Below are 20,835 nucleotides of genomic sequence, written 5' to 3' on the forward strand. Positions count from 1 at the left end.
ACTATTACACCACCGTGGGATAGTAAACCTAGTTGGTATATCTTATGTACTGATGATCACACCGTACATCCAGACTTACAGCGTTGGGTTTCTAAACGCATGGGGGCAAAAGTAACTGAAGTTGTAAGTAGTCACGTGCCTATGCTATCAAACCCTCAGGTTGTCATTGATGTTATTCGTGAGGCGGCATCAGCTGTGTAAAGTATTCTTCTTTTTAATGCATCATTGTAGAGACCGCCATTGGCGGTCTCTATTTTGTATTAAGTGTTATGAATAAAACAACATCAAAATATTTTAGCTTATTGACAATTAAGTTCTTTTGTATTGGAATTATAAGGGTTTCCTGGGCACAACCTTGCTATTCTGATTCCAGCTTTTACCTGAATTTAATTTAAATCATTGCAGTTTTTACCGTAATTCCCAGTTTTCTCATTTTAGAGTTAAGTGTGGATGCCGGCAGCCCGAGCAGTTCTGCAGCTCCGCCTTTTCCGGATATCTTTCCATTGCATCTGCGCAGAACTTCAATTATATGCTGTTTCTCTACGCTTTCCAGATCAATAATGTCTACATATCCGTTGTGGTCACTGGCATCCGGCTGCGGGAGATAAACCTTTGTAAGTGTCTTTGTATCTGACAGCAGTACGCTACGTTCGATCATATGTTCAAGTTCCCTTACATTGCCCGGCCACGAATAAGCTCTTAGTTCATTCATGGCGCCTGCTGATATTCCGGAAATTTTACCTAAAAAACTTTTGCTGTATCTGGCAAGAAAAAAGTGAGCGAGACACGGTATATCCTCCCGACGGTCACGCAACGGTGGCAGTACTATAGGAAAAACATTCAACCGATAATAAAGGTCTGAACGGAACCTGCCTGCAGCGACTTCCGCCTTTAGGTCTCGGTTAGTAGCTGCGATGATCCTCACATCTACTTTAATCGTTAGCCTTCCTCCTAATCTTTCAAATTCGCGTTCCTGAAGCACCCGTAATAATTTTACCTGAACTTCCAGAGGAAGTTCGCCAATCTCATCTAAAAAAAGGGTGCCACGATGGGCAAGTTCAAACTTACCTATTCTTTTTTCATAAGCACCTGTAAATGCCCCCTTTTCATAACCGAACAATTCAGATTCTATAAGGCTTAACGGAAGAGCTGCGCAATTCACTTTAACCATAATCTGATTTTTTCGATGAGAGGAGTCATGAATACCTCTTGCGATTAGCTCTTTGCCTGTCCCTGTTTCACCCTCTATAAGTACCGTAGCATTTGAATGTGAGACAAGCGACATAAGCTGATAAACTTTCTGCATCGCAGCACTTGTTCCAATGATTTCCGAAGAATTATAGATCTCACGGATTTGTTCCTGTAAATGTGCATTTTCAACTTCTAACCGCTGCTTAAATTTCAACAGCTCTTCATTTGCTAAAATGTTTGACATGGCAATCGAGATCTGTGCACAGATGCTACTAATCATCTTTACATCCGGATACTCAGAGTCCACCCAAAATATACCCAGGTTACGGCCTGCGGTCTTTAAGGGAGTAGCTACACATTTCTGAGCACCCATGCTCTTCCAAAAATGAATGCAGGAAGATGCTTTGCCTGCATCAATATATTCCTGAAGCTCAAAAACTTTGGTTTCGTTCCCTTCGAGGATCAATTCAGAAATACCGTCATTTAAGGGAAATACTGCGTTCAGAATGAACTGCTGCCCAGCTTCTTCGATACCTTTTTTGACCTTGTCATCATAGAGGTAAATTGTCATGGTCTCCTGATCATCGTTGACGCCGCGAATGAGGAATCTGGCAATGTTTGACAATTGGTTACTCACTTTTTCGATCGCCTTCCTTAGGTCATCTTTATCCCTTACCGCGGCTATATCATGACTAAATGCAAGCAGTATTTCTTTATCCTTCTCCCTTCGGATCAATCCTTCATTTGCCTTAATATTTGACATGGCAATGGAAATTTGTGCACATATGCTGTTTATCATCAGCACGTCTGGGTATTCGGCATCCACCCAGAATATACCCAGGTTACCGTCTGCAGTTTTTAAAGGAGTGGCAATACATTTCTGTACATCCATACTGCGCCAGAAATGGAAATATGAGGGCGCTTTTCCCGCATCGATCCAGTCCTGCAATTCATAAACGATTGTTTCATTCCCGGCAAGCACTACGTCTGAAATGCCGTCGTTGATCGGATAAATTGCATCAAGTACGAAATGATGCCCTAGTTCCTCGATCGCTTGTTTAACATGGCTGTCATAAATGTATAAGCTCATCGACTGTTGATCCTCATTGATCCCACGAATAACGAATCGGGCTATACTTGACATCTGAGTGCTCACTTTTTCGATAGCTTTCTTTAAGCCATCTTTATCCCTTACCGAGGCAATATCATGGCTAAATGCAAGTAGTATTTCTTTATCTTTCTCCCTGCGAACCAGTTCTTCATTTACTACGACATTCGAGACAGCAGTACCCAAATGCCCCGAAATACGTTGGATCAGGGCACGTTCAGGAGCATTAAAGACACCACTTTTATTAGAGACCAGGATAAGTCCGAACTGGGGGCCTGAGGCTCCGGGAAGTGCTTTTAATAATAACTCTTGAGGCTTTTCATTGCTAAGGGAACTAAAGCAAAGAGGCAAATCAGCGTCATCAAAATCCGTCAATTGAAGAATTACAGGCATGTTAAGGTCTGTAGTTTTTTTGAAAATATTTTTTATAAAGGAATTTGATCTCAACCATTGCAACTGTCTATTCTCAATTATCAGGTTCGAAAAAATAAAAGTAGGGAGTTGTTCATCCGTTAGAAGGTCAATGATCAGAAACTCATCAAAAGCGACCAGGTTTCTAAGCCCGGTTCCTACTGCACATGTCAGGTGCTCACGGGTTTTTACCTCTGCAAGATCATGACTAAAAGCAAACAGCAATTCATTTGTCCACTCGCGCTGAGTCAGCATTTCATTTATCGTTGTATTTGAAATGGCATAGCCCAGATCCATCAAAAGGGCATCCATTACAAGCAAAAAATCTTCTCCGAATGAGCCCTGATTTTCTGACCATATATAACAAATACCCACAACGTCATTTTTAACTATCAATGGAGTAACCAAACCTTCCCTGATGCCAAATTCAAAATTAATTTTGATCCAGTAAGGAACTGCTTCTTCGTTGACGAAATCCTTCAAGGATATGATAAAACTTTTGTTAGCCTCTACAGCATCCCTTACTATCGGATCCCCCAACGATGCCCTTGTATTGGAAAGCGCTTTAAATTCATTCAGGTTACGGGCCTTTGACTGATGGTCGATCAAAAAGGGGTAGTATGTTCCGCTATAGTGGTCCACGTATTGAATAAAAATACTAGTGAAATCAAAAAGCTTTGACAAGGAATTATTCAAGGTTTTCAATAATTCACTTCTATCGTTTACGGCAGCGATTTGCATCTTAATATCGGAAATAACGCCGTCTAGTTCCTTATTAATTTTATATTTCATTTTATATTTTCGAAATTAATTACAAAACGATTTTAAACCATGTTTATATTGCATCATTAATAAAAAAAAATGCTGACATACAGTAGTTTAAGGGCTTTTATGCATAACATCAAAATAGACTACAATTTAAGAAAAATGTAGCTTCGATGTGATAATTGCCTGTTAATTGTTTTACGTTTACTGAGTGTTTATTTTTTCTTCTGTTTTAGGCTTGTCATTCAATTTGAATTAATGATTTCAAAGTAGTGTAGAGGGCAAAAGACGGTATTATATGCTATCTGATTTTTTAAGCCAACGTAAATAAAGCAATCATCAGAAATATTCTATAGTCTTGTTTCCTTATAGATTATATTACAACTCTATTGGATTGATTAAGCTTTTTTTTGCATTGTGGTAGTTTAGCAAAACAAATGTCTCTATTCTTTTATAATTTATAACAATCTTCGAAGCTGTCCATTACTTTAAATATCATTTCTAGTTGTAATCATTATAAAAAAAAGATCTTTCTTCATAATTTAACCTGAATTAACATAGCATCAAAATTGAATTGTTACAAAAGAATCCAAGGATAATTTTATTGGTACGGTTAATGAATATTTACATCTTCAAAAAGACAAATTTTCAATTCCATAAAAATTTGCGACTGTCTTGCAATTGATTTCAGCAGTAATGTATCTACCTATATCCTGCCTCCGGCTCACTCCAAATAAACAAATCGGTACTGAAATGCCAATACCGATTTAAATGTGTTTTAGGATAATGTATTGCCGCCTTTTTTGAATGGTGAGATCATTAAGTTTTTTACCCTATGATGTTTATCTTCATTATACTCAACCAAACCATATATGATCTCATGTGGTTGCTTTTTACTCCACGTGCCAAAAATACGGTCCCAGAAAGTAAATACATCGCCGTAATGTGAATCGGTTTCAATTTGAATGGATGAATGATGAATCTTATGCCATCCTGGTGTTGCAAAAACCAAGCTTGCAAATCGTTCAAATATACGCGGGAAACGGACATTGCTATGCTGCATAATCAGCAATGGTATTGCAATAGATCCATAAATAATAAAGGCACTGATAGGCAGACCAATCACCATTACCGCTATGCATTGATAGACACACTGTGAGACGATGACATCGACAGGGTGAAATCTTAAGGAAGATGAAATATTTAAGTGATAGTCCGAATGATGAATTTTATGGAAACGCCATAAAAACGGTACTTTATGCTGTAAATTATGCGTTAGATAACTACCAAAATCTAACAACAAGATCCCAACAAGAATTTGTAATACCAAAGGAAGTTGAATCTGATTTAACAACCCCAATTGATAATGTGCTGTTAAGTCAACTACCAAAACCACGATGGTTCCAAGTATCCCATTTAAAATTATTGCAAAGAAAGTTATCGTTAGATTTCTACGGTAATGCGTTTTCCTATTGGAGGGAGGGGTTAAATAAGGTAATATATTTTCAATGCAATACATTAAAACAAGCATTAAAATCAATACTAAAGGCTGCAAATCTGCAAGTAGGTTAATCATAAGAGTTTATTTAAAATTTCTCTTTAAAGATGCTTGTATAATGAAAAAGTTCGGTCATAAATAAAATTTTAACTAAAATCACTTTCGACTAGCCGTTCAGTATGGTATAATTTCATTTCTGACAATTTATTTTTATCCCTTAGAAAAGTTATATAGGAACTCGCAGGGCAATGGTCTGGGAATTCTTCACTGTTTGAAAACAGTACCTTCAAAACGGTTAAATCACCGCTGGAACTACAATCCTCTACAATTTGCATTGAACTTCCATGTTCCAGATCATCTTCGATCCCAGCTCGAAATACTTTGTATCCGAAAGCTTTTTTTCCGCTGGTGAAAACGATTTTTAGATCATCATTTATATGCTCATACAGGTTTTTCAATAGATTACGATCAGTGTAAGCCCCAGGACAGACATCTTTATAAAAGACATTCCAGTAATTACTGTTGTTATGAGCTTCCATGTCTAAATCATCTGAATGTTTCCATAATTTTAATAGTTTCTTTTTACTGTCATTGAGCCTGCTTCTAACGGTACCTACAGGAACACCAGTAATCGCTGCAATCTGGTCATAAGAATTATAACCTGTAAAATATCTTAACATTACCGTTTCACGGACCTGGAGAGGAAGTTCTGTCAATATGCCATATAATCTATCGAGATCACTTATTTTTTCAAAATTCCATTCAACATTTTCTTCAATCATTCTATCGGATTCTGGCCATTCATCAACAAGAAGGGTCTTTGCTCTCTTCCGTGTTGACTGATGACAGGAATTTATAACGATCCGCTTTAGCCATGGGAGGAATAATTCTGGGTTTTTTAACTGGTGGCTATGGGTAAATACTTTGATCCAAGCCTCCTGAACAGCATCTTCAGCTTCTGCATTATTGCTGCAAAGCTGCAAAGCCAATGCCTGGACGAACGGATTAAATTTTTTATATAAAAAACTAATATTTAATGGGTCTTCTGATTGCATAGTACATTTTAAATAAATCGTTGTCAAAGTCCTTGGTGGAACTCAACAATCAAATAAATTAACGACGGCAAATATAATTTATTTCAATTTTCATGCAATGGACAGTTAAAATATCTTATGTATTTATCTGATACTTATAAATAAAAGCTACTGCAGCATCAAACAGATCACAAATGCATCAAAAATTATTCTGTTACTCTGAACTTTTAGTAAAATCCTGCATCTTTCAATAAAGACACAGCAATTTTACCGTTGCCATCTCAAATCTTCCTTGGAAGAAAATAATAACAAAATAAAATATCTATGATCACAAGAAAATTCCTTAATCGACAACAAGAAAGTAGCCCCTTTCCACAAAATGCAGTCAAAAAGCCATACAGATCAACTGCTATCACTTTACTTACTGGTGCAGTACTCCTTTTCAGTTTGTTATCCTGCAAACACGAAGAACAAAATAGGTTACAAACAAGTAATTACTTCCGCCAAAATAGCGGTATTCAGACAGGCGGAGTGAAAGTTATACCAATCCAGACACAAAAAGGTAAATTTAAGATCTGGACCAAGACAATTGGATACAACCCTAAAATTAAAGTATTACTTCTAACCGGTGGACCCGGTGCAAGTCATGAGTACATGGAATGTTTTGAAAGTTTTTTTCCAAATGAAGGGATAGAATTTATATATTATGACCAATTGGGTACCGGAAACTCGGACGTGCCAAAAGATACCAGCCTTTATGATCTTGCCCGAAGTGTTGAAGAAGTAGAACAGGTGCGCCAGGCTTTGAGCCTTGACAAAGAAAATTTTTATCTATTTGGCCATTCATGGGGCGGTATTGTGGCAATTGAATATGCTTTAAAATACCAAAACAACTTAAAGTCACTTATTATCTCTGACATGGTATCCAGTGCAGCAGATTATAACAATTATGCAACCAACGTACTTGCTAAGGATATTGAACCTAAAGCATTGGCAGAAATCCGTAATATTGAAGCCAGCAAAGATTTTGCTAATCCAAGATATATGGAATTACTGATGCCAAATTATTATGCTAAACACATCTGCAGATTGCCCGAATGGCCAGAACCCCTCAACCGTTCATTTGCTAAACTTAATCAGGTATTTTATACGAGAATGCAGGGGCCTAGCGAATTTGGTCTAAGCGGAAAACTGACGAACTGGGAAAGAAAAAATGATCTTCCAAAAATTACTGTTCCCACACTTACCATTGGAGCAAAGTACGATACAATGGATCCAGCGCATATGAAATGGATGTCAACCCAATTTAAGAATGGATCTTATCTTTATTGTCCCAATGGAAGTCATATGTGTTTTTACGACGACCAACAACACTTTTTTAAAGGGATTATCCACTATATAAAAGCCATTGCTGATGGCCAGAAGTATGTAAAACTGTAATATAAATTCCGATGGCAATAATAAATTATAGAAATCTTAAAAATATGCATCAACTTATCATTTGTATAATCTTGTAACTGGAGTTGTCTTCAATTTTGCCACAGAAAGTTAAGGCACTTTTTAAAGATATTTTAGCTCTCTAAGCTTTTGGCAAAATCGTGGCACACTACTTTTTTCCAAAAATTATTAATTGACGAAGCCTTTACAGGTCAGGAATATGATCAGGCAAAAACTAGATATGATGTGGCATAAAACGATAACAGTGCAAGTGAAAATACACTTTGGCGAAACCTTTCAAAAGTCAGTGAGCTTAAAACCTGTAAAGCGCTTTTAAATGCTAATATCAAATGCAAGCAAGCACTGCCGAACCTAGCTAAAGTTAATCTGCGATATACGGTAATTACTTCGCCTTACTCTGAAAAAAATGGACGTAAAATTATACTGAAAGGCCAGCGAGTGCAAGTGGGCTAGCCTTTGGTATCGTAAAAAAATGTATATTTATACTATTTCCATACTTCTTTTGTAAATTCATATAAGCAATTTGAAAGAATAAAAAGTCATAAATTTAAAAACACACAAATAATCATTATCTGTAATCAATATATTGATTCAAAAGCACACTTTTAGAATATTTGATCCTTAGTAATAAAAACAACTTCTGACAAATTATACAGTACTAATTTAAAAGCTACAGATCTGAAATTAAGAAATAAAATTCACTGAAAATTGACCTTCTTTTTTCAATTTTATCATATCAATTTAAATTAAACACTTTTTACTATGCAAAATGACATCTACCAAATTAAAAGGTTGTTAACTTCAAAAAATAAAACCTTTTCGTATTACAGTCTGGCCGAAATGGAAAATCAGGGTTTCAATATTGAAAAAATGCCATTCTCCATTCGTATTCTGTTAGAAAATGTATTGCGCAATTATGATGATTTCGCAATTACTAAAGAAAACATTGAAACCCTGCTGAACTGGAAACCTGAAGCTTCTGATAAGGATATTCCATTCAAGCCAGCTCGTGTCTTAATGCAGGATTTTACCGGAGTTCCTGCTGTTGTAGATATTGCTTCTCTGCGGGCTCAAGCTGCAAAAAAAGGAAAAAATCCAGATATGATTAATCCGCTGATTCCGGTGGATTTGGTTATTGACCATTCCGTTCAGGTGGATTATTTCGGAACAGAATATTCCTATCTCCGAAATATGGAAGAAGAATATAAACGTAATAGTGAGCGATACGAATTTTTAAAATGGGCACAGCAGTCTTTCAGTAACTTTAGCGTAGTTCCTCCAGGAATGGGAATCTGCCATCAGGTTAATTTAGAATATTTGTCAAAAGGTGTAATTGAAAGAAATGGAGAGGTTTTTCCTGATACTTTGGTTGGAACCGACAGCCACACGCCAATGGTTAACGGAATTGGCGTTATCGCGTGGGGCGTTGGCGGTATTGAGGCTGAAGCTGCTATTTTAGGACAGCCTATATATTTTATTATGCCTGAAGTAATCGGACTGAAATTATCCGGGGAAATTCCGCTTGGATCTACTGCTACTGATATGGTACTTACTATTGCTGAATTGCTTAGAAAATATGGCGTTGTTGGAAAATTTGTAGAAGTATTTGGTCCCGGTTTAGACAGCTTAAGCGTTCCTGACCGCGCCACGATAGGAAATATGTCTCCAGAATTTGGCTGTACTGTTACCTACTTCCCTATCGATGACAAGACCTTAGAATACATGCGTCTCAGCAACCGTTCTGAAGAGCAGATTGATCTCGTTGAACAATATTGCAAAGCCAACTTACTCTGGCGTACAGGCGACGAAACTATTACGTATACCGATATCCTTGAGCTTGACCTTTCTACAATAGAACCCACTATTGCAGGACCAAAAAGACCACAAGATAAAATTCTACTTAAGAATCTCCAGCCAAGCCTTATTGATTTGCTTGATAAAACCTTTGGACGAAAAAATTTACCTCCAAAACAAGTTTCACGCTGGTCAGGCGAAGGAGGTTCACAACCCATACAAGGTGAAGCGGTACTTCCTGACAATGCTAAAATTGAAGAAAAAATTGAAGACGGAATCAAAACCGTTGCTGTAACTTTAGGCAACGAACAATTTATGCTTTCTGATGGAGCTGTTGCCATAGCGGCCATTACATCGTGTACCAATACATCCAATCCTTTTGTTATGATTGGAGCCGGATTGGTTGCCAAAAAAGCCAGAGAACGCGGACTTAACGTAAAACCTTGGGTTAAAACTTCATTGGCACCAGGTTCAAAAGTAGTGACTGATTATCTTGAAAAAGCAGATTTGCTAGGCGATCTTGAATCTCTCAAATTTCACGTGGTAGGTTATGGCTGTACCTCATGTATAGGTAATTCTGGACCTTTACCTGCGCATATTGCCAAAGCTGTTGAGGATCACGATCTTGTTTTGGCATCTGTTTTATCCGGTAACAGAAATTTTGAAGCACGAATTCATCCTCAGATCAAAATGAATTTCTTGATGTCACCAATGCTTGTAGTTGTTTTTGCGCTTGCAGGACGTGTAGACATTGATCTAATAAACGAACCTGTGAGTTATGACTCTAATCAACTGCCTGTTTATTTAAAAGATATATGGCCTACCAATGATGAAATCAATGCGGTTCTCAGCCAAGTTTTATCTCCAAAACAGTTTGCCAAAAGCTATGAAACTATTTTTGACGGAAATGAAACATGGCAAAAATTAAAAATTCCTGAAGAAAAAATATACGCCTGGAATAATGATTCGACTTACATTAAAGAAGCACCATTTTTTCAGGATCTTCCAGAAAATCCAAAACCATTGCAGGATATTGAAAATGCCCGAATTTTATTAATGCTTGGAGACAGTATTACAACAGATCATATTTCGCCTGCCGGTTCTTTTAATGAGAATTCAGCTGCTGGAAAATATTTAATAAGTCGGGGTGTAGAAAAAGCCGATTTTAACTCTTATGGATCTCGACGCGGTCATGATGAAGTGATGATAAGAGGCACTTTTGCGAATGTTCGTATCAAAAATGCTATTGCTGATAAAGAAGGCGGTTATACCAAATATTTGCCAACTATGGAAGAAATGAGTGTTTATGATGCTTCGGTAAAATATAAGGCGGCAAATACTCCTTTAATTATTCTTGCTGGAAAAGAATACGGAAGCGGCTCCTCAAGGGATTGGGCAGCAAAGGGAACTTTTCTTTTGGGTGTAAAAGCTGTCATTGCGGAGAGCTATGAACGAATTCATCGCAGTAATTTAGTGGGTATGGGCGTATTACCTTTGCAATTCAAAAATGGAGAAACTGCTTTAAGTCTGGGACTGACGGGCAAAGAAACATATACTATTAAAGGAATTGCTGATGAAATTACTCCTTTAAAAGAATTACAGGTAACAGCAATAAAAGAAAATGAAGAACCGTTAAACTTTGTGGTCATTGCTCGATTGGATTCAAAAATAGAAATTGAATATTACAGAAATGACGGAATACTCCAGTATGTTTTAAGACAGTTTCTACAAAAGATTTAAGAGGGAAAATCCCTTCAGCAAATTAAATTTTAATTACTAGCTGTTGCGTGATTATTAATATATTGGTAGTCATAATACGAAAAACAAAAGGATTGAAAGATATTAGCATTCAACATAAATTGAAATTAATTCTTTTTCAAGATAGAAATGTTCAATATAATTATTGATAACTATACAGAATGTCTTGCAAACAATATTATGCTATACAGTTACGATTAATAACGGAAGTTTATCTTTTTATATAGTTAATCTCGGAAATTCTCCTCATCTTTACATAGTATTTTTTATAAAAAATTCGCAGTACACTATTTTGTGTATTCGTTCTTGCTACAACACTGAAACGATCCCATTCTATTGGGTATCACATAAAAGGTCAACGGAGCCTCTTTCTCCGCTGAAGGCTAAATAAGAGACTTTTCGAAGTTTTAATAAAAGGCCAAAAAGAGCGGTAAACCCTGCAAATCCAACGATTTGCAGGGTTTTTTCTTTTATACCGCTTTTCAATATTTATAAAATCGAACAAAATCTTTGTGGCACATTCGTGGCACATATTGAAGTGGAGACCTTTTTTGCCATAAAAAAGCTAAGGCGAATTTTGTTTAATTCACAAGATGAAAAATGCCAGAAAAAAATACAGCTTTGAGTTTAAAGTCTGAGCCGTCAAGACCAGCATGGAATATAAAAAGTGTACGCCGCGTTGCCGATATAAGCGACAGATCAATAAATGACCGAACAGCAGCTCCGTTAGATAGCAAAATTAAAATTTAAACGAACCACGTTCTCTTCTCCCAAATGTCCTGCGGCAGAAAATTTATTAAATCAGGATTTATAATTCTTCTAATTTTAAACATTTTTTCTTTCCCATAAATTAGTATTTAATCGTATAATTTCCTATATTCGTTTAAAGTCCTAAGTAATTTTTAATTTAATTTGGGTATTCGTTCTAATAATTACTAAAATATAGGTGCTTTTCCAGCAAATTACTGCCATTATTTTTCTAATATAACTTCGTATTATATGAATTTCAAAGAAAAAAATGACAATAAGGAAATAATCCTTTCCTCAGATCGACAATCTTTTCAAAATAAAGAAATTGATCAAAAGACTGCACAACTTACTACAATTCTTAATAACTCTTCCTTTCAAAATAGCGAACAGCAAATCGCAGAAATTCAAAATCTTAAGGAGCAGCTTAAAGCTAAACAACAACAGCTCAATAATCATGTTAATGCTATTGATACATCAAATGCTTCGATCGAGTTTGATCTTGAAGGCAACATCTTGAGTGTGAATAAAAATTTCCTGGAAATTATGGGCTACAATGAAGACGATTTGCTTGGAAAGCATCATCGCCTTTTAGTTGATCCGGCATACTCAAAATCGATAGCCTATGAGTCGTTTTGGAGCAATCTAAAAAACGGAATTTACCAAAAAGATGAATTTATCCGCTTAGCTAAAAACGGAAAGCTAATATGGCTTTTAGGAAGCTACAATCCTATTTTGGACATTTTAGGCAAGCCTTATAAAATCTTAAAAATAGCTACAGATATTACCCTTACAAAAACCCAATTCCTGCAGCTGGCAGTACAAGCACAGGAAAAGGAAAAACGCGCATCTGAACTGGCTATCGCCAATAAAGAACTTGCTTTTCAGAATGAGGAAAAAGAAAAGCGCGCCGCGGAACTGGTAATTGCCAATAAAGAGCTGAAATTCCAAAACGAGCAAAAAGAACAAAGGGCAAAAGAACTAATTATTGCTAACAAAGAACTAGCCATCCAGAGTAAGGAAAAAGAAAAACGTGCAGCAGAGCTTATAATTGCAAATAAGAAATTAGCCGCAGAAAATATTCTCAAAGAAAAAAGAAAGGTTGAAAAACAAAAACGTGCTGCAGAACTGATTGTTAAAAATAGAGAACTTGCTTATCAGGAAAAACGTAGTAAGGAACTGACACTCGCAAACGATGAATTAAAAAAAGCACAGGAAGAACTGGAAGCCTTCTCCTATTCTGTTTCACATGACCTTCGTGCTCCCATACGCGCCATTAATGGCTATACGCAAATCATAATAGAAGATCATATTGATTTAATTGATGATGATGGAAAAAACATGTTCAATGCGATAATAAAAAACTCAAATAAAATGGGGGTTTTAATAGATGATTTGCTTGCCTTTAGCAAATTAGGACGCAAACAGGTATCTGCTGTCAACATCAATATGACAACATTAGTAACCGGAGTCATAAATGACATAGCAATAGAAAAGGATGAAAATATTCCCATATTTGAACTCGATGACCTTGCTCCGGCAAATGGAGACCCATCACTTATTAAACAAGTATGGATTAATTTAATTTCAAATGCGATTAAATATTCAAAATATAAACCAGAAACCCGAATTAAGATAACATCAACTTCCAAAAATGATAAAATCATTTACAGCATTAAAGATTGGGGAGCAGGTTTTGAAATGGAATATTATGATAAGTTATTTGGTGTTTTTCAGCGCCTCCATTCACAGGAGGAGTTTTCGGGAACAGGGATAGGTCTTGCCATTGTACAAAAAATAGTCAACAGGCACTACGGAACAGTATGGGCAGAATCAAAATTAAATGCAGGTGCAAAATTTTATTTTAGCCTGCCAGATATTAAACATTAAAAAATAAAAAAAATGAACTACGACGATATTGAAATTTTATTTGCAGAAGACAGCATGGAAGATGCATTATTAACGATTCGAGCCTTAAATAAAAGCGGTTTTACAAACAAGCTCCTCCACGTAAAAGACGGAGCTGAAGCGCTTGATTTTATATATTGTAAAGGAATTTATTCCGGGAGAAATCCTAAATCGCATCCAAAACTTTTTCTTTTGGATCTAAAAATGCCAAAAATGTCAGGCATGCAGGTGCTTGAGAAAGTTAAAAGCGACGATGAACTTAAATCGATTCCCGTAGTTATCCTTACCTCTTCACAGGAGGATCCAGATATAGCAAAATGCTATAGCCTTGGTGCCAACAGTTATATCGTGAAACCTGTGGACAGCAATAATTTTTTTAATGCTATTAAAGAAATGGGAATGTACTGGATGATACTCAGCCAACCTGCCTTATAAATTTACAGCAAAGAATTATTTAATATTCAATCTCCAATTATGATTCCATATCACATAAAAGAAGATATTAAAGTATTGATATTAGAAGACAATACTGCCGATGCTGATTTGCTGGTACGCCATCTGAGCAAATCAGGATTATCGTTTGTCTCAAAAGTTGTAGAATCAAGAAAATCATTTGAAGATTCTCTTGATAACTTCATACCCGATATTATACTATCAGACTACTCCCTTCCTTCATTTGATGCCGTTTCTGCGTTTAAAATAATAAAAAACAGAAACATTACTATTCCTTTCATAATAATTTCCGGTACAATTGGTGAGGAAAATGCCGTAATGCTTATCAAAGAAGGAGTAACAGATTATGTTTCTAAAAATAATTTTTCTTCCCTGATACAAAAGATATCCCGCGCTCTTAAAGAAGCTGAGGACCTGATTGAGAAAGAAAATCTCGTTGAAAAACTAAAAACACAAACTGCCGCATTACTTCTCGCGAATCAGGAATTGGAAATTCAAAATGCTGAAAAAGAAATAAGAGCTATTGAACTGCTAAATGCAAATAAAGAACTGCTTGCCTTTAACTTTATCTCAAGTCATGATCTTCAGGAGCCTCTTAGAAAAATTCAGGTTTTCATTTCAATTATGATGGAAAAGGAAATGAAAAATATGACAGCAGACGGAAAAAATAATTTACAACGCATAAATGTAGCAGCAACAAGAATGAGGCAGTTGATTGAAGATCTAATGGACTTTTCAAGACTAAGCACTACTGATCATCATTATGAGTGGAGCGATTTGAAAGATATTATTGAAGATGTAAAATCAGAGCATACGGATATTATAAAGCAAAAAAAAGCTATTTTTAAATTAAAAGGTTTAATACCGGTAAATATAATAGCTTTCCAATTTCGCCAGCTAATATATAATTTAATCAGTAACTCCCTAAAATTCTCTAACCTTGATATTCCGCCCCAAATTACTATTGAGTCTACCATCCTTAAAAATGAAGATTTTCGGCTTCTCAATCTGTCAGACAGCCAACAAATATGTGATTACTGGAATCTAAGTTTTCAGGATAATGGAATAGGATTTGAAGCGCAGCATAACCAAAATATCTTTGTAATATTTCAAAGACTGCATCACACAGAAGATTATTCCGGAACCGGAATTGGTCTTGCTATAGTAAAAAAAATTGTGGAGAATCACAACGGAATTATAATTGCTAATGGAACTTTAAAGAAAGGAGTTAAGTTTGATATCTATATTCCAATGACTAAAAATTTTGAGAAAAGTTCCGGGTATTTACAATACCAAATGCATAAAAAAATGATAAACAAAAAAAGTATACCAAATTTTGGAATACCTATTTAGAGTTTTTATTCTTAATAGTATTTACACCAAAAACTTCCCCAATTATTCTAATATGTTGTTCTCGAACTGACTACTCATCTATTCTTTAAAAAAATATTTTAATATTAGACACCTTATTATTATCATTATTTAAAAATTATAGTAAGTTTGTATAGACTACCTAAAATTTAGCAGTAATGAGTTTAAAAGATTTATTAGACAGTAGTAAAGATAAAAGCCTTTCTGGCCAAAAGTGGCATATGCTAAGACAATCAATAACGAAACGTTTATTGTCCGGAGGAAATGCTACGATTGCCGAATTAAGCACTGAATTACAATCTAGTGTTCCAACAGTCACTAAAGCTGTTAACGAATTACTAAGCGAAGGCTATGTTGTTGACATGGGAAAAATAACGAATAGCGGTGGACGAAGACCATCTCTTTTTAGCATAAACCCAACTTGCGCTTACTTTTTAGGTGTTGAAGTGGGAATTACAAGTATGTCTATTGGATTGCAAAACATTAAAAATGAGTTGGTAAGTGTTGAATTAGGCACTTCGTTCATTCTGGAAAACAATCAAAAATCTTTGTTGAAATTTTGCGAGTTAATCAATTCATTCATCGAAGACAGTTCTGTAAACAAGAAATTAATCGTTGGTGTCTGTATCAACTTCTCCGGACGAATCAATTCGATGGAAGGTTTTAGCTATAATTACTTCTTTAGCGAAAACAGGCCTTTAACAGAAATTATTTCGGAACAATTAGATCTTCCTGTTCATCTTGAAAACGACACTCGCGCCATGACTTTTGGCGAATATTGCGAAGGTGTTGTGGACGATGAACAAAACATCATTTTTGTCAATTACAGCTGGGGTGTTGCGATCGGAATTATTACCGATGGCAAACTCTATTACGGAAAATCAGGTTACTCGGGAGAATTTGGCCACAGCACAATTTTTAACAATGAAATTATGTGTCAATGTGGAAAACTGGGTTGTTTAGAAACGGAGATTTCTGGCTGGTCCTTAATTAACCAGTTTAAGGATGCTATTAAAAACGGAAAACAATCGAAAGTTGTTCTCGATGAAAATTCTTCTGATCTGCAGCATAATGCCATTATTATGGGAGCAGTAAATTCTGAAGATACACTTTGTGTGGACCTAATTACAAAGCAAAGTGAAAAAATGGGGCGTTATTTATCTGTTTTATTAAATATCTTCAACCCTGATTTACTGGTAATTGGTGGAGATTTCGCACAATTAGGCGACTATGCTTTACTGCCAATTCAATCTGCATTAAAAAAATATTCACTGGGTTTAGTTAACCGTGATATGAAACTCAAAAAGTCTACTTTAGGCCGTCGTGCCGGCGTTATTGGCGCTTGTTGTGTCATTAAGGAAAAGATGTTATCTCCTTTAATGAGCAACTAGATTCTTCAATCTTTCTTAATTATTAAAATATTTTAATAACTAAAGTTGTTATATTAAAATATTTTATATCTTTACCTCGTTATAATAAATTAATTTATTCGTAAAGTTATTATAACATTCATCCGAATAACAAACTCTGAATGTTAAATGACAGTAAAAGTAATTGCTGAATTTTTAAAAACACTTAAGAATACTAAATTACATTTTTAGCATCGAAATAATAAATTGGCGCAGGAATTCCAAAAAATAAAAAATATAAGATCGCTCATACTGATCTTAAAAATCAAAAAGGAGAATACAAGTTTTATATCGTAAGTAAGAAATTAAAGATCACATCAAAATATCAATTCAAACCATTGCATAAAATATTTGCTTTTTAATCATAAAAAAAGCCAGCGAATGCTGGAAACATTGCTGGCCGGCTCCTCGAAAAGGAACAATGATTGGAGAATAAATAAATAGACCTTTAACAAAGTTATTATTAACCAAACCATTACAAAAGTATGAAATTATTGCCTAAAAGTAAGCCTAAAAATTATAGGTTTATTCCTAATCACTCAAAAATCATTAAAGTAGCTGCCGCATTACTTTTAATTTTTAACATGCAGTCATTATCTGCAAAGACAGAAAAAAGTATTGTTTCTACCAATAAAAATATTAAGAAGAGTGGTCCAGTCCAAAAGAAAGTAACAGGGACGGTTACTAATGAAAAAGGAGAAGCTTTGCCTGGCGTAAACATTGTTGCAAAAGGAACTAACTTTAGCGCACAGACTGATTTTGACGGAAAGTTTAGTATTGATGTACCAGATAATGCCACCACGTTAATTGTTTCTTATATTGGACTTCAGGAACAAGAAGTAGCAATAACAGCTGGTCCTCTTACTATTGTTCTTAAAGAAATTGGACAACAAATGAATGAGGTTATTGTCGTAGGATATGGCTCTCAAAACAGACGAACATTAAGTACTGCAGTTTCTAAACTGGACAAAAAAGTGTTAGAAAACGTTCCTTATTCAAACGTCACACAATCACTGCAAGGAAACGTAACCGGTTTGGTGGTTAAAACTTCCTCTGGTCAGCCTGGAAAAGCATCCAATGTCATAGTCCGAGGAGGTACTTCTATCGACAATCCATCGGGAGCTACTCCTTTATATATAGTAGATGGTGTAATTCGTACCCAAATCGATGATATTAACTCTTTCGATATTGCTTCACTTCAGGTTTTAAAAGATGCTGCAGCAACATCAATTTATGGGGCTCGTGCTTCGAATGGCGTTATTATTATTACGACATCAACCGGAAAATCAGGAAAACTGAAAGTTACCTATAATGTTTCGACTCAAAGCAGTAAAATTGGTAAAAAATATGACTTCATGGATGGCGGGGATTATATCAAGTTCCAACGTTCAGGTTTGTATAATGCTGCTGAATTGGCTGGGCTTTCAACGACTACAGGTATTGCCAGATTAGGGCAGTTAACTGGAGCTACGCCAGCAGGTACAGGTAACAATCTTCAAAATAATACTCCTTTTGCTACTCTATTAAAATCTAATTTATCTCCAGAAACTATTAGTCAATTGCAGGCAAAAGGATGGCAGGAATTACAAGATCCGCTTAATGCTAATAGTACGATTATGTACAAAAGTACAGATTGGAATGATGTTTTATTTCAAAGTGCTATTACGCAAAGTCATAATCTAGGTTTTAGCGGTGGTAATGATACAGGCGTTTTTGACTTAAGTCTAGGATATTTAAAAGGAGACGGTATTACCATATTTACAGGTTACCAGAGATTTACAAGTAAATTGAATGCCTCTTTAAAAATAGCAGATAATTTCACGATAAATGGTCGCGTATTATACTCTAAATCAAGCAATAATCAGGTTGTTGCCAATAGTGTAGTTTTCAACAGATACTTAGGAAACTCCCCAACAACAAAATTATATTTGGAGGATGGAACATTAGCTCCGGGTCAAAACAATATTAACGGAAATCCATTATATCAAATGGGTAAAGTTAAAGGAATCAATGAAAATAATAAATTGCAGATGGGTGTTGACGGTGAATTAAGACTTGCCAAAGACTTCACCTTTACTCCTGCGATCTCGCTTTACAGTGAAAATGAAAATGACAACACTTTCCAACAGGCATTCTTAAGCGGAAGCAGCGGTTTAGTTGACAACACTCGTACGGCGACAAGATTGAGCAATCAGATTTTTCAGGCGCAATACGAAGGGGTTTTCTCTTATAATAAAGAATGGGACAAAGTTGGAGATTTTCAGGCTAAATTAGGAGCTTCTAAATTTGATAAAACGATAAAAACTTTTAATGCTTCAGGAAAAGGGAGTCCGTCAGATCTGGCGCAAACCTTAGACTCTTCTCCTGTTCCGGTTTCCGTTTTCAGTAACAATACAAAACTGGTATTGAATAGTGTTTTTGGCCGTGTGAATTATGATTATAAAAACAGATATTTTGCAACAGCTTCTTTTCGTTATGATGGTTCATCAAGTTTAGGACCGGACAATAAATATGGTTTCTTTCCTGGAATTTCTGCAGGATGGAACATGCAGGAAGAAAAATTCTGGGCGAATGCAATGCCGAAATTTTTCTCTTCATTTAAACTTCGTGGAAGTTATGGTGTGAATGGTAACTTAGGAACTTTAGGAGATTTTCAGGCTGGCGGATTATATTCCGGAACAACAAATGGCCTGCCTAACAGTTACAACGGACAAGCTGCGATTATAAACTCTCAGATTGCGAACCCGGGATTAAAATGGGAAGAGTCTGAAACTGTAAACGCTGGTTTTGATTTAGGTTTCAACGAAGATAAAATAAGAATCATTGGTGACTTTTATAACAAATTAACATCTGATTTATTAACGAATCTGACTTTAGCTTCAAATAGTGGCTTCACAACTGTTTTAACAAATCTTGGAGGATTAAGAAGCAAAGGTTTCGAGTTAGAAGTACAAGCTAACGTTTACAATCAAAACGACTGGAAAATTAATGTAGGAGCAAACGTTTCACATAATACAAACACCGTTGAGAAACTTCCATTCAATGGAAATGGAAATAATAGAATTGGCGGAACTGAAATATGGGATGCAAAAAGCGGTTCTTATAAATTTGTCGGAGGATTACAGGAAGGGCAAAAAATTGGAGATTTCTATGCACACAAACAATTGTATATTCTTTCTACGCAAGCTGAAGCTGATGCTTACAACTTAAAAGTTCACGATACTTACGTTACTAAAACTGCTGCAAATGGTGGTAACCCAGACGGTAAAAAATTCGCAGGAGATGCTGTTTTTGAAGATACTGACAACAATGGGATCATTGATAGCAGAGACAGAACGCACGTAGGAAATATGTTCCCGACATTTGTGGGAGGTTTCAATTTTGATGCAGCATACAAAGGATTCTCAGTAGCAGTACGAACAGATTACTCTTTGGGAGCTACAATTTACAACGAAGCAAGGGCTCGTTTCTTAGGTCAATTTCAAGGAAACTACGGATTATTAGCTGAGAGTGGACAATCTTGGCAAAAAGAAGGTGATATTACAGATATACCGCGTTATCGCTGGGCAGATCAGACAAACCAAAATAACTTGTTTAGATCAGAAGCCAGTGGTGCTGCTTACAACACAAACATGTTTCAGGGGAACAGTCGTTATTATGAAAGTGGAGATTACTTATGCATAAGAGAAATCACATTCAGTTATAATTTTCCAAAATCATTAGTTGAAAAAATAAAATTAGCATCGTTTCGTATGTACGTAACAGGAAGTAATTTATACTATTTCACAAAATACAGCGGATTAAGCCCTGAAGTACAAGGTATTGACGGAGGTTCTAGTTTAGGATTAAATGCGGCCGGATCAACGGGTACATATCCTGTTCCAAGAAATATAATCCTTGGTTTAAATATCAGTTTGTAAATTTTAATAC

The 20,835-nt window shown here is 35.7% G+C and carries 12 protein-coding genes; 9 read left to right on the forward strand and 3 right to left on the reverse strand.

Going from position 1 to position 20,835, the window contains the following annotated elements; all coding sequences use genetic code 11:
- Nucleotides 1–201, forward strand: a 201-nt coding sequence (locus J2X17_RS18635) for an alpha/beta fold hydrolase (RefSeq protein ID WP_409025266.1), incomplete at its 5' end; no start/stop codon positions are given.
- 190 nt (nt 202–391) lie between these two features.
- Here J2X17_RS18635 and J2X17_RS18640 read toward each other — a convergent pair.
- The 3 genes from J2X17_RS18640 to J2X17_RS18650 all read right to left on the reverse strand — a co-directional run bounded on the left by J2X17_RS18640 (nt 392) and on the right by J2X17_RS18650 (nt 6,028).
- Nucleotides 392–3,502, reverse strand: coding sequence for a sigma 54-interacting transcriptional regulator (locus J2X17_RS18640; RefSeq protein ID WP_310301532.1), 3,111 nt, complete (start codon nt 3,500–3,502; stop codon nt 392–394).
- 751 nt (nt 3,503–4,253) lie between these two features.
- Entirely contained in the window at nt 4,254–5,051 is a 798-nt protein-coding gene (locus J2X17_RS18645) for a sterol desaturase family protein (protein WP_310301534.1), read from the reverse strand.
- A gap of 68 nt (nt 5,052–5,119) precedes the next feature.
- Nucleotides 5,120–6,028 (reverse strand): RNA polymerase sigma factor, encoded by a 909-nt coding sequence (locus tag J2X17_RS18650; RefSeq protein ID WP_310301536.1) that lies wholly within the window; start codon nt 6,026–6,028, stop codon nt 5,120–5,122.
- Nucleotides 6,029–6,331: 303 nt separating this feature from the next.
- Between J2X17_RS18650 and J2X17_RS18655 the strand changes: the two genes are divergently transcribed.
- From J2X17_RS18655 to J2X17_RS18690, 8 genes are all read left to right on the forward strand, one after another.
- On the forward strand, nt 6,332–7,447 hold the full coding sequence (locus tag J2X17_RS18655) for a proline iminopeptidase-family hydrolase (protein ID WP_310301538.1): 1,116 nt from the start codon (nt 6,332–6,334) through the stop codon (nt 7,445–7,447).
- 780 nt (nt 7,448–8,227) lie between these two features.
- The gene (gene acnA / locus J2X17_RS18660) at nt 8,228–10,999 is read left to right on the forward strand and encodes an aconitate hydratase AcnA (RefSeq protein WP_310301540.1); all 2,772 of its coding nucleotides are present in this window, start codon (nt 8,228–8,230) and stop codon (nt 10,997–10,999) included.
- Nucleotides 11,000–11,617: 618 nt separating this feature from the next.
- The gene (locus J2X17_RS18665; protein WP_310301543.1) at nt 11,618–11,767 is read left to right on the forward strand and encodes a hypothetical protein; all 150 of its coding nucleotides are present in this window, start codon (nt 11,618–11,620) and stop codon (nt 11,765–11,767) included.
- Between the two features lie 249 nt (nt 11,768–12,016).
- Nucleotides 12,017–13,654 (forward strand): ATP-binding protein, encoded by a 1,638-nt coding sequence (locus J2X17_RS18670; protein ID WP_310301545.1) that lies wholly within the window; start codon nt 12,017–12,019, stop codon nt 13,652–13,654.
- 12 nt (nt 13,655–13,666) lie between these two features.
- A complete protein-coding gene (locus tag J2X17_RS18675) occupies nt 13,667–14,107 on the forward strand; it encodes a response regulator (protein WP_310301548.1) in 441 nt (146 codons plus the stop codon).
- A 39-nt stretch (nt 14,108–14,146) separates the two neighbouring features.
- Nucleotides 14,147–15,478: a sensor histidine kinase gene (locus tag J2X17_RS18680; protein WP_310301550.1), complete on the forward strand. Its 1,332-nt coding sequence runs from the start codon at nt 14,147–14,149 to the stop codon at nt 15,476–15,478.
- A 176-nt stretch (nt 15,479–15,654) separates the two neighbouring features.
- Nucleotides 15,655–16,887 (forward strand): ROK family transcriptional regulator, encoded by a 1,233-nt coding sequence (locus J2X17_RS18685; protein ID WP_310301552.1) that lies wholly within the window; start codon nt 15,655–15,657, stop codon nt 16,885–16,887.
- 503 nt (nt 16,888–17,390) lie between these two features.
- Entirely contained in the window at nt 17,391–20,825 is a 3,435-nt protein-coding gene (locus J2X17_RS18690; RefSeq protein WP_310301554.1) for a SusC/RagA family TonB-linked outer membrane protein, read from the forward strand.
- Nucleotides 20,826–20,835 lie beyond the last annotated feature (10 nt).

The sequence above is a fragment of the Flavobacterium aquidurense genome, assembly GCF_031458035.1.
Lineage (GTDB): Bacteria > Bacteroidota > Bacteroidia > Flavobacteriales > Flavobacteriaceae > Flavobacterium > Flavobacterium aquidurense_C.

What these genes read in the sequence shown, in the direction of transcription:
- J2X17_RS18640 (WP_310301532.1), bottom strand. Translation starts at nt 3,502, where the DNA reads ATGAAATATAAAATTAATAAGGAACTAGACGGCGTTATTTCCGATATT.
- J2X17_RS18645 (WP_310301534.1), bottom strand. Translation starts at nt 5,051, where the DNA reads ATGATTAACCTACTTGCAGATTTGCAGCCTTTAGTATTGATTTTAATG.
- J2X17_RS18650 (WP_310301536.1), bottom strand. Translation starts at nt 6,028, where the DNA reads ATGCAATCAGAAGACCCATTAAATATTAGTTTTTTATATAAAAAATTT.
- J2X17_RS18655 (WP_310301538.1), top strand. Translation starts at nt 6,332, where the DNA reads ATGATCACAAGAAAATTCCTTAATCGACAACAAGAAAGTAGCCCCTTT.
- acnA (WP_310301540.1), top strand. Translation starts at nt 8,228, where the DNA reads ATGCAAAATGACATCTACCAAATTAAAAGGTTGTTAACTTCAAAAAAT.
- J2X17_RS18665 (WP_310301543.1), top strand. Translation starts at nt 11,618, where the DNA reads ATGCCAGAAAAAAATACAGCTTTGAGTTTAAAGTCTGAGCCGTCAAGA.
- J2X17_RS18670 (WP_310301545.1), top strand. Translation starts at nt 12,017, where the DNA reads ATGAATTTCAAAGAAAAAAATGACAATAAGGAAATAATCCTTTCCTCA.
- J2X17_RS18675 (WP_310301548.1), top strand. Translation starts at nt 13,667, where the DNA reads ATGAACTACGACGATATTGAAATTTTATTTGCAGAAGACAGCATGGAA.
- J2X17_RS18680 (WP_310301550.1), top strand. Translation starts at nt 14,147, where the DNA reads ATGATTCCATATCACATAAAAGAAGATATTAAAGTATTGATATTAGAA.
- J2X17_RS18685 (WP_310301552.1), top strand. Translation starts at nt 15,655, where the DNA reads ATGAGTTTAAAAGATTTATTAGACAGTAGTAAAGATAAAAGCCTTTCT.
- J2X17_RS18690 (WP_310301554.1), top strand. Translation starts at nt 17,391, where the DNA reads ATGAAATTATTGCCTAAAAGTAAGCCTAAAAATTATAGGTTTATTCCT.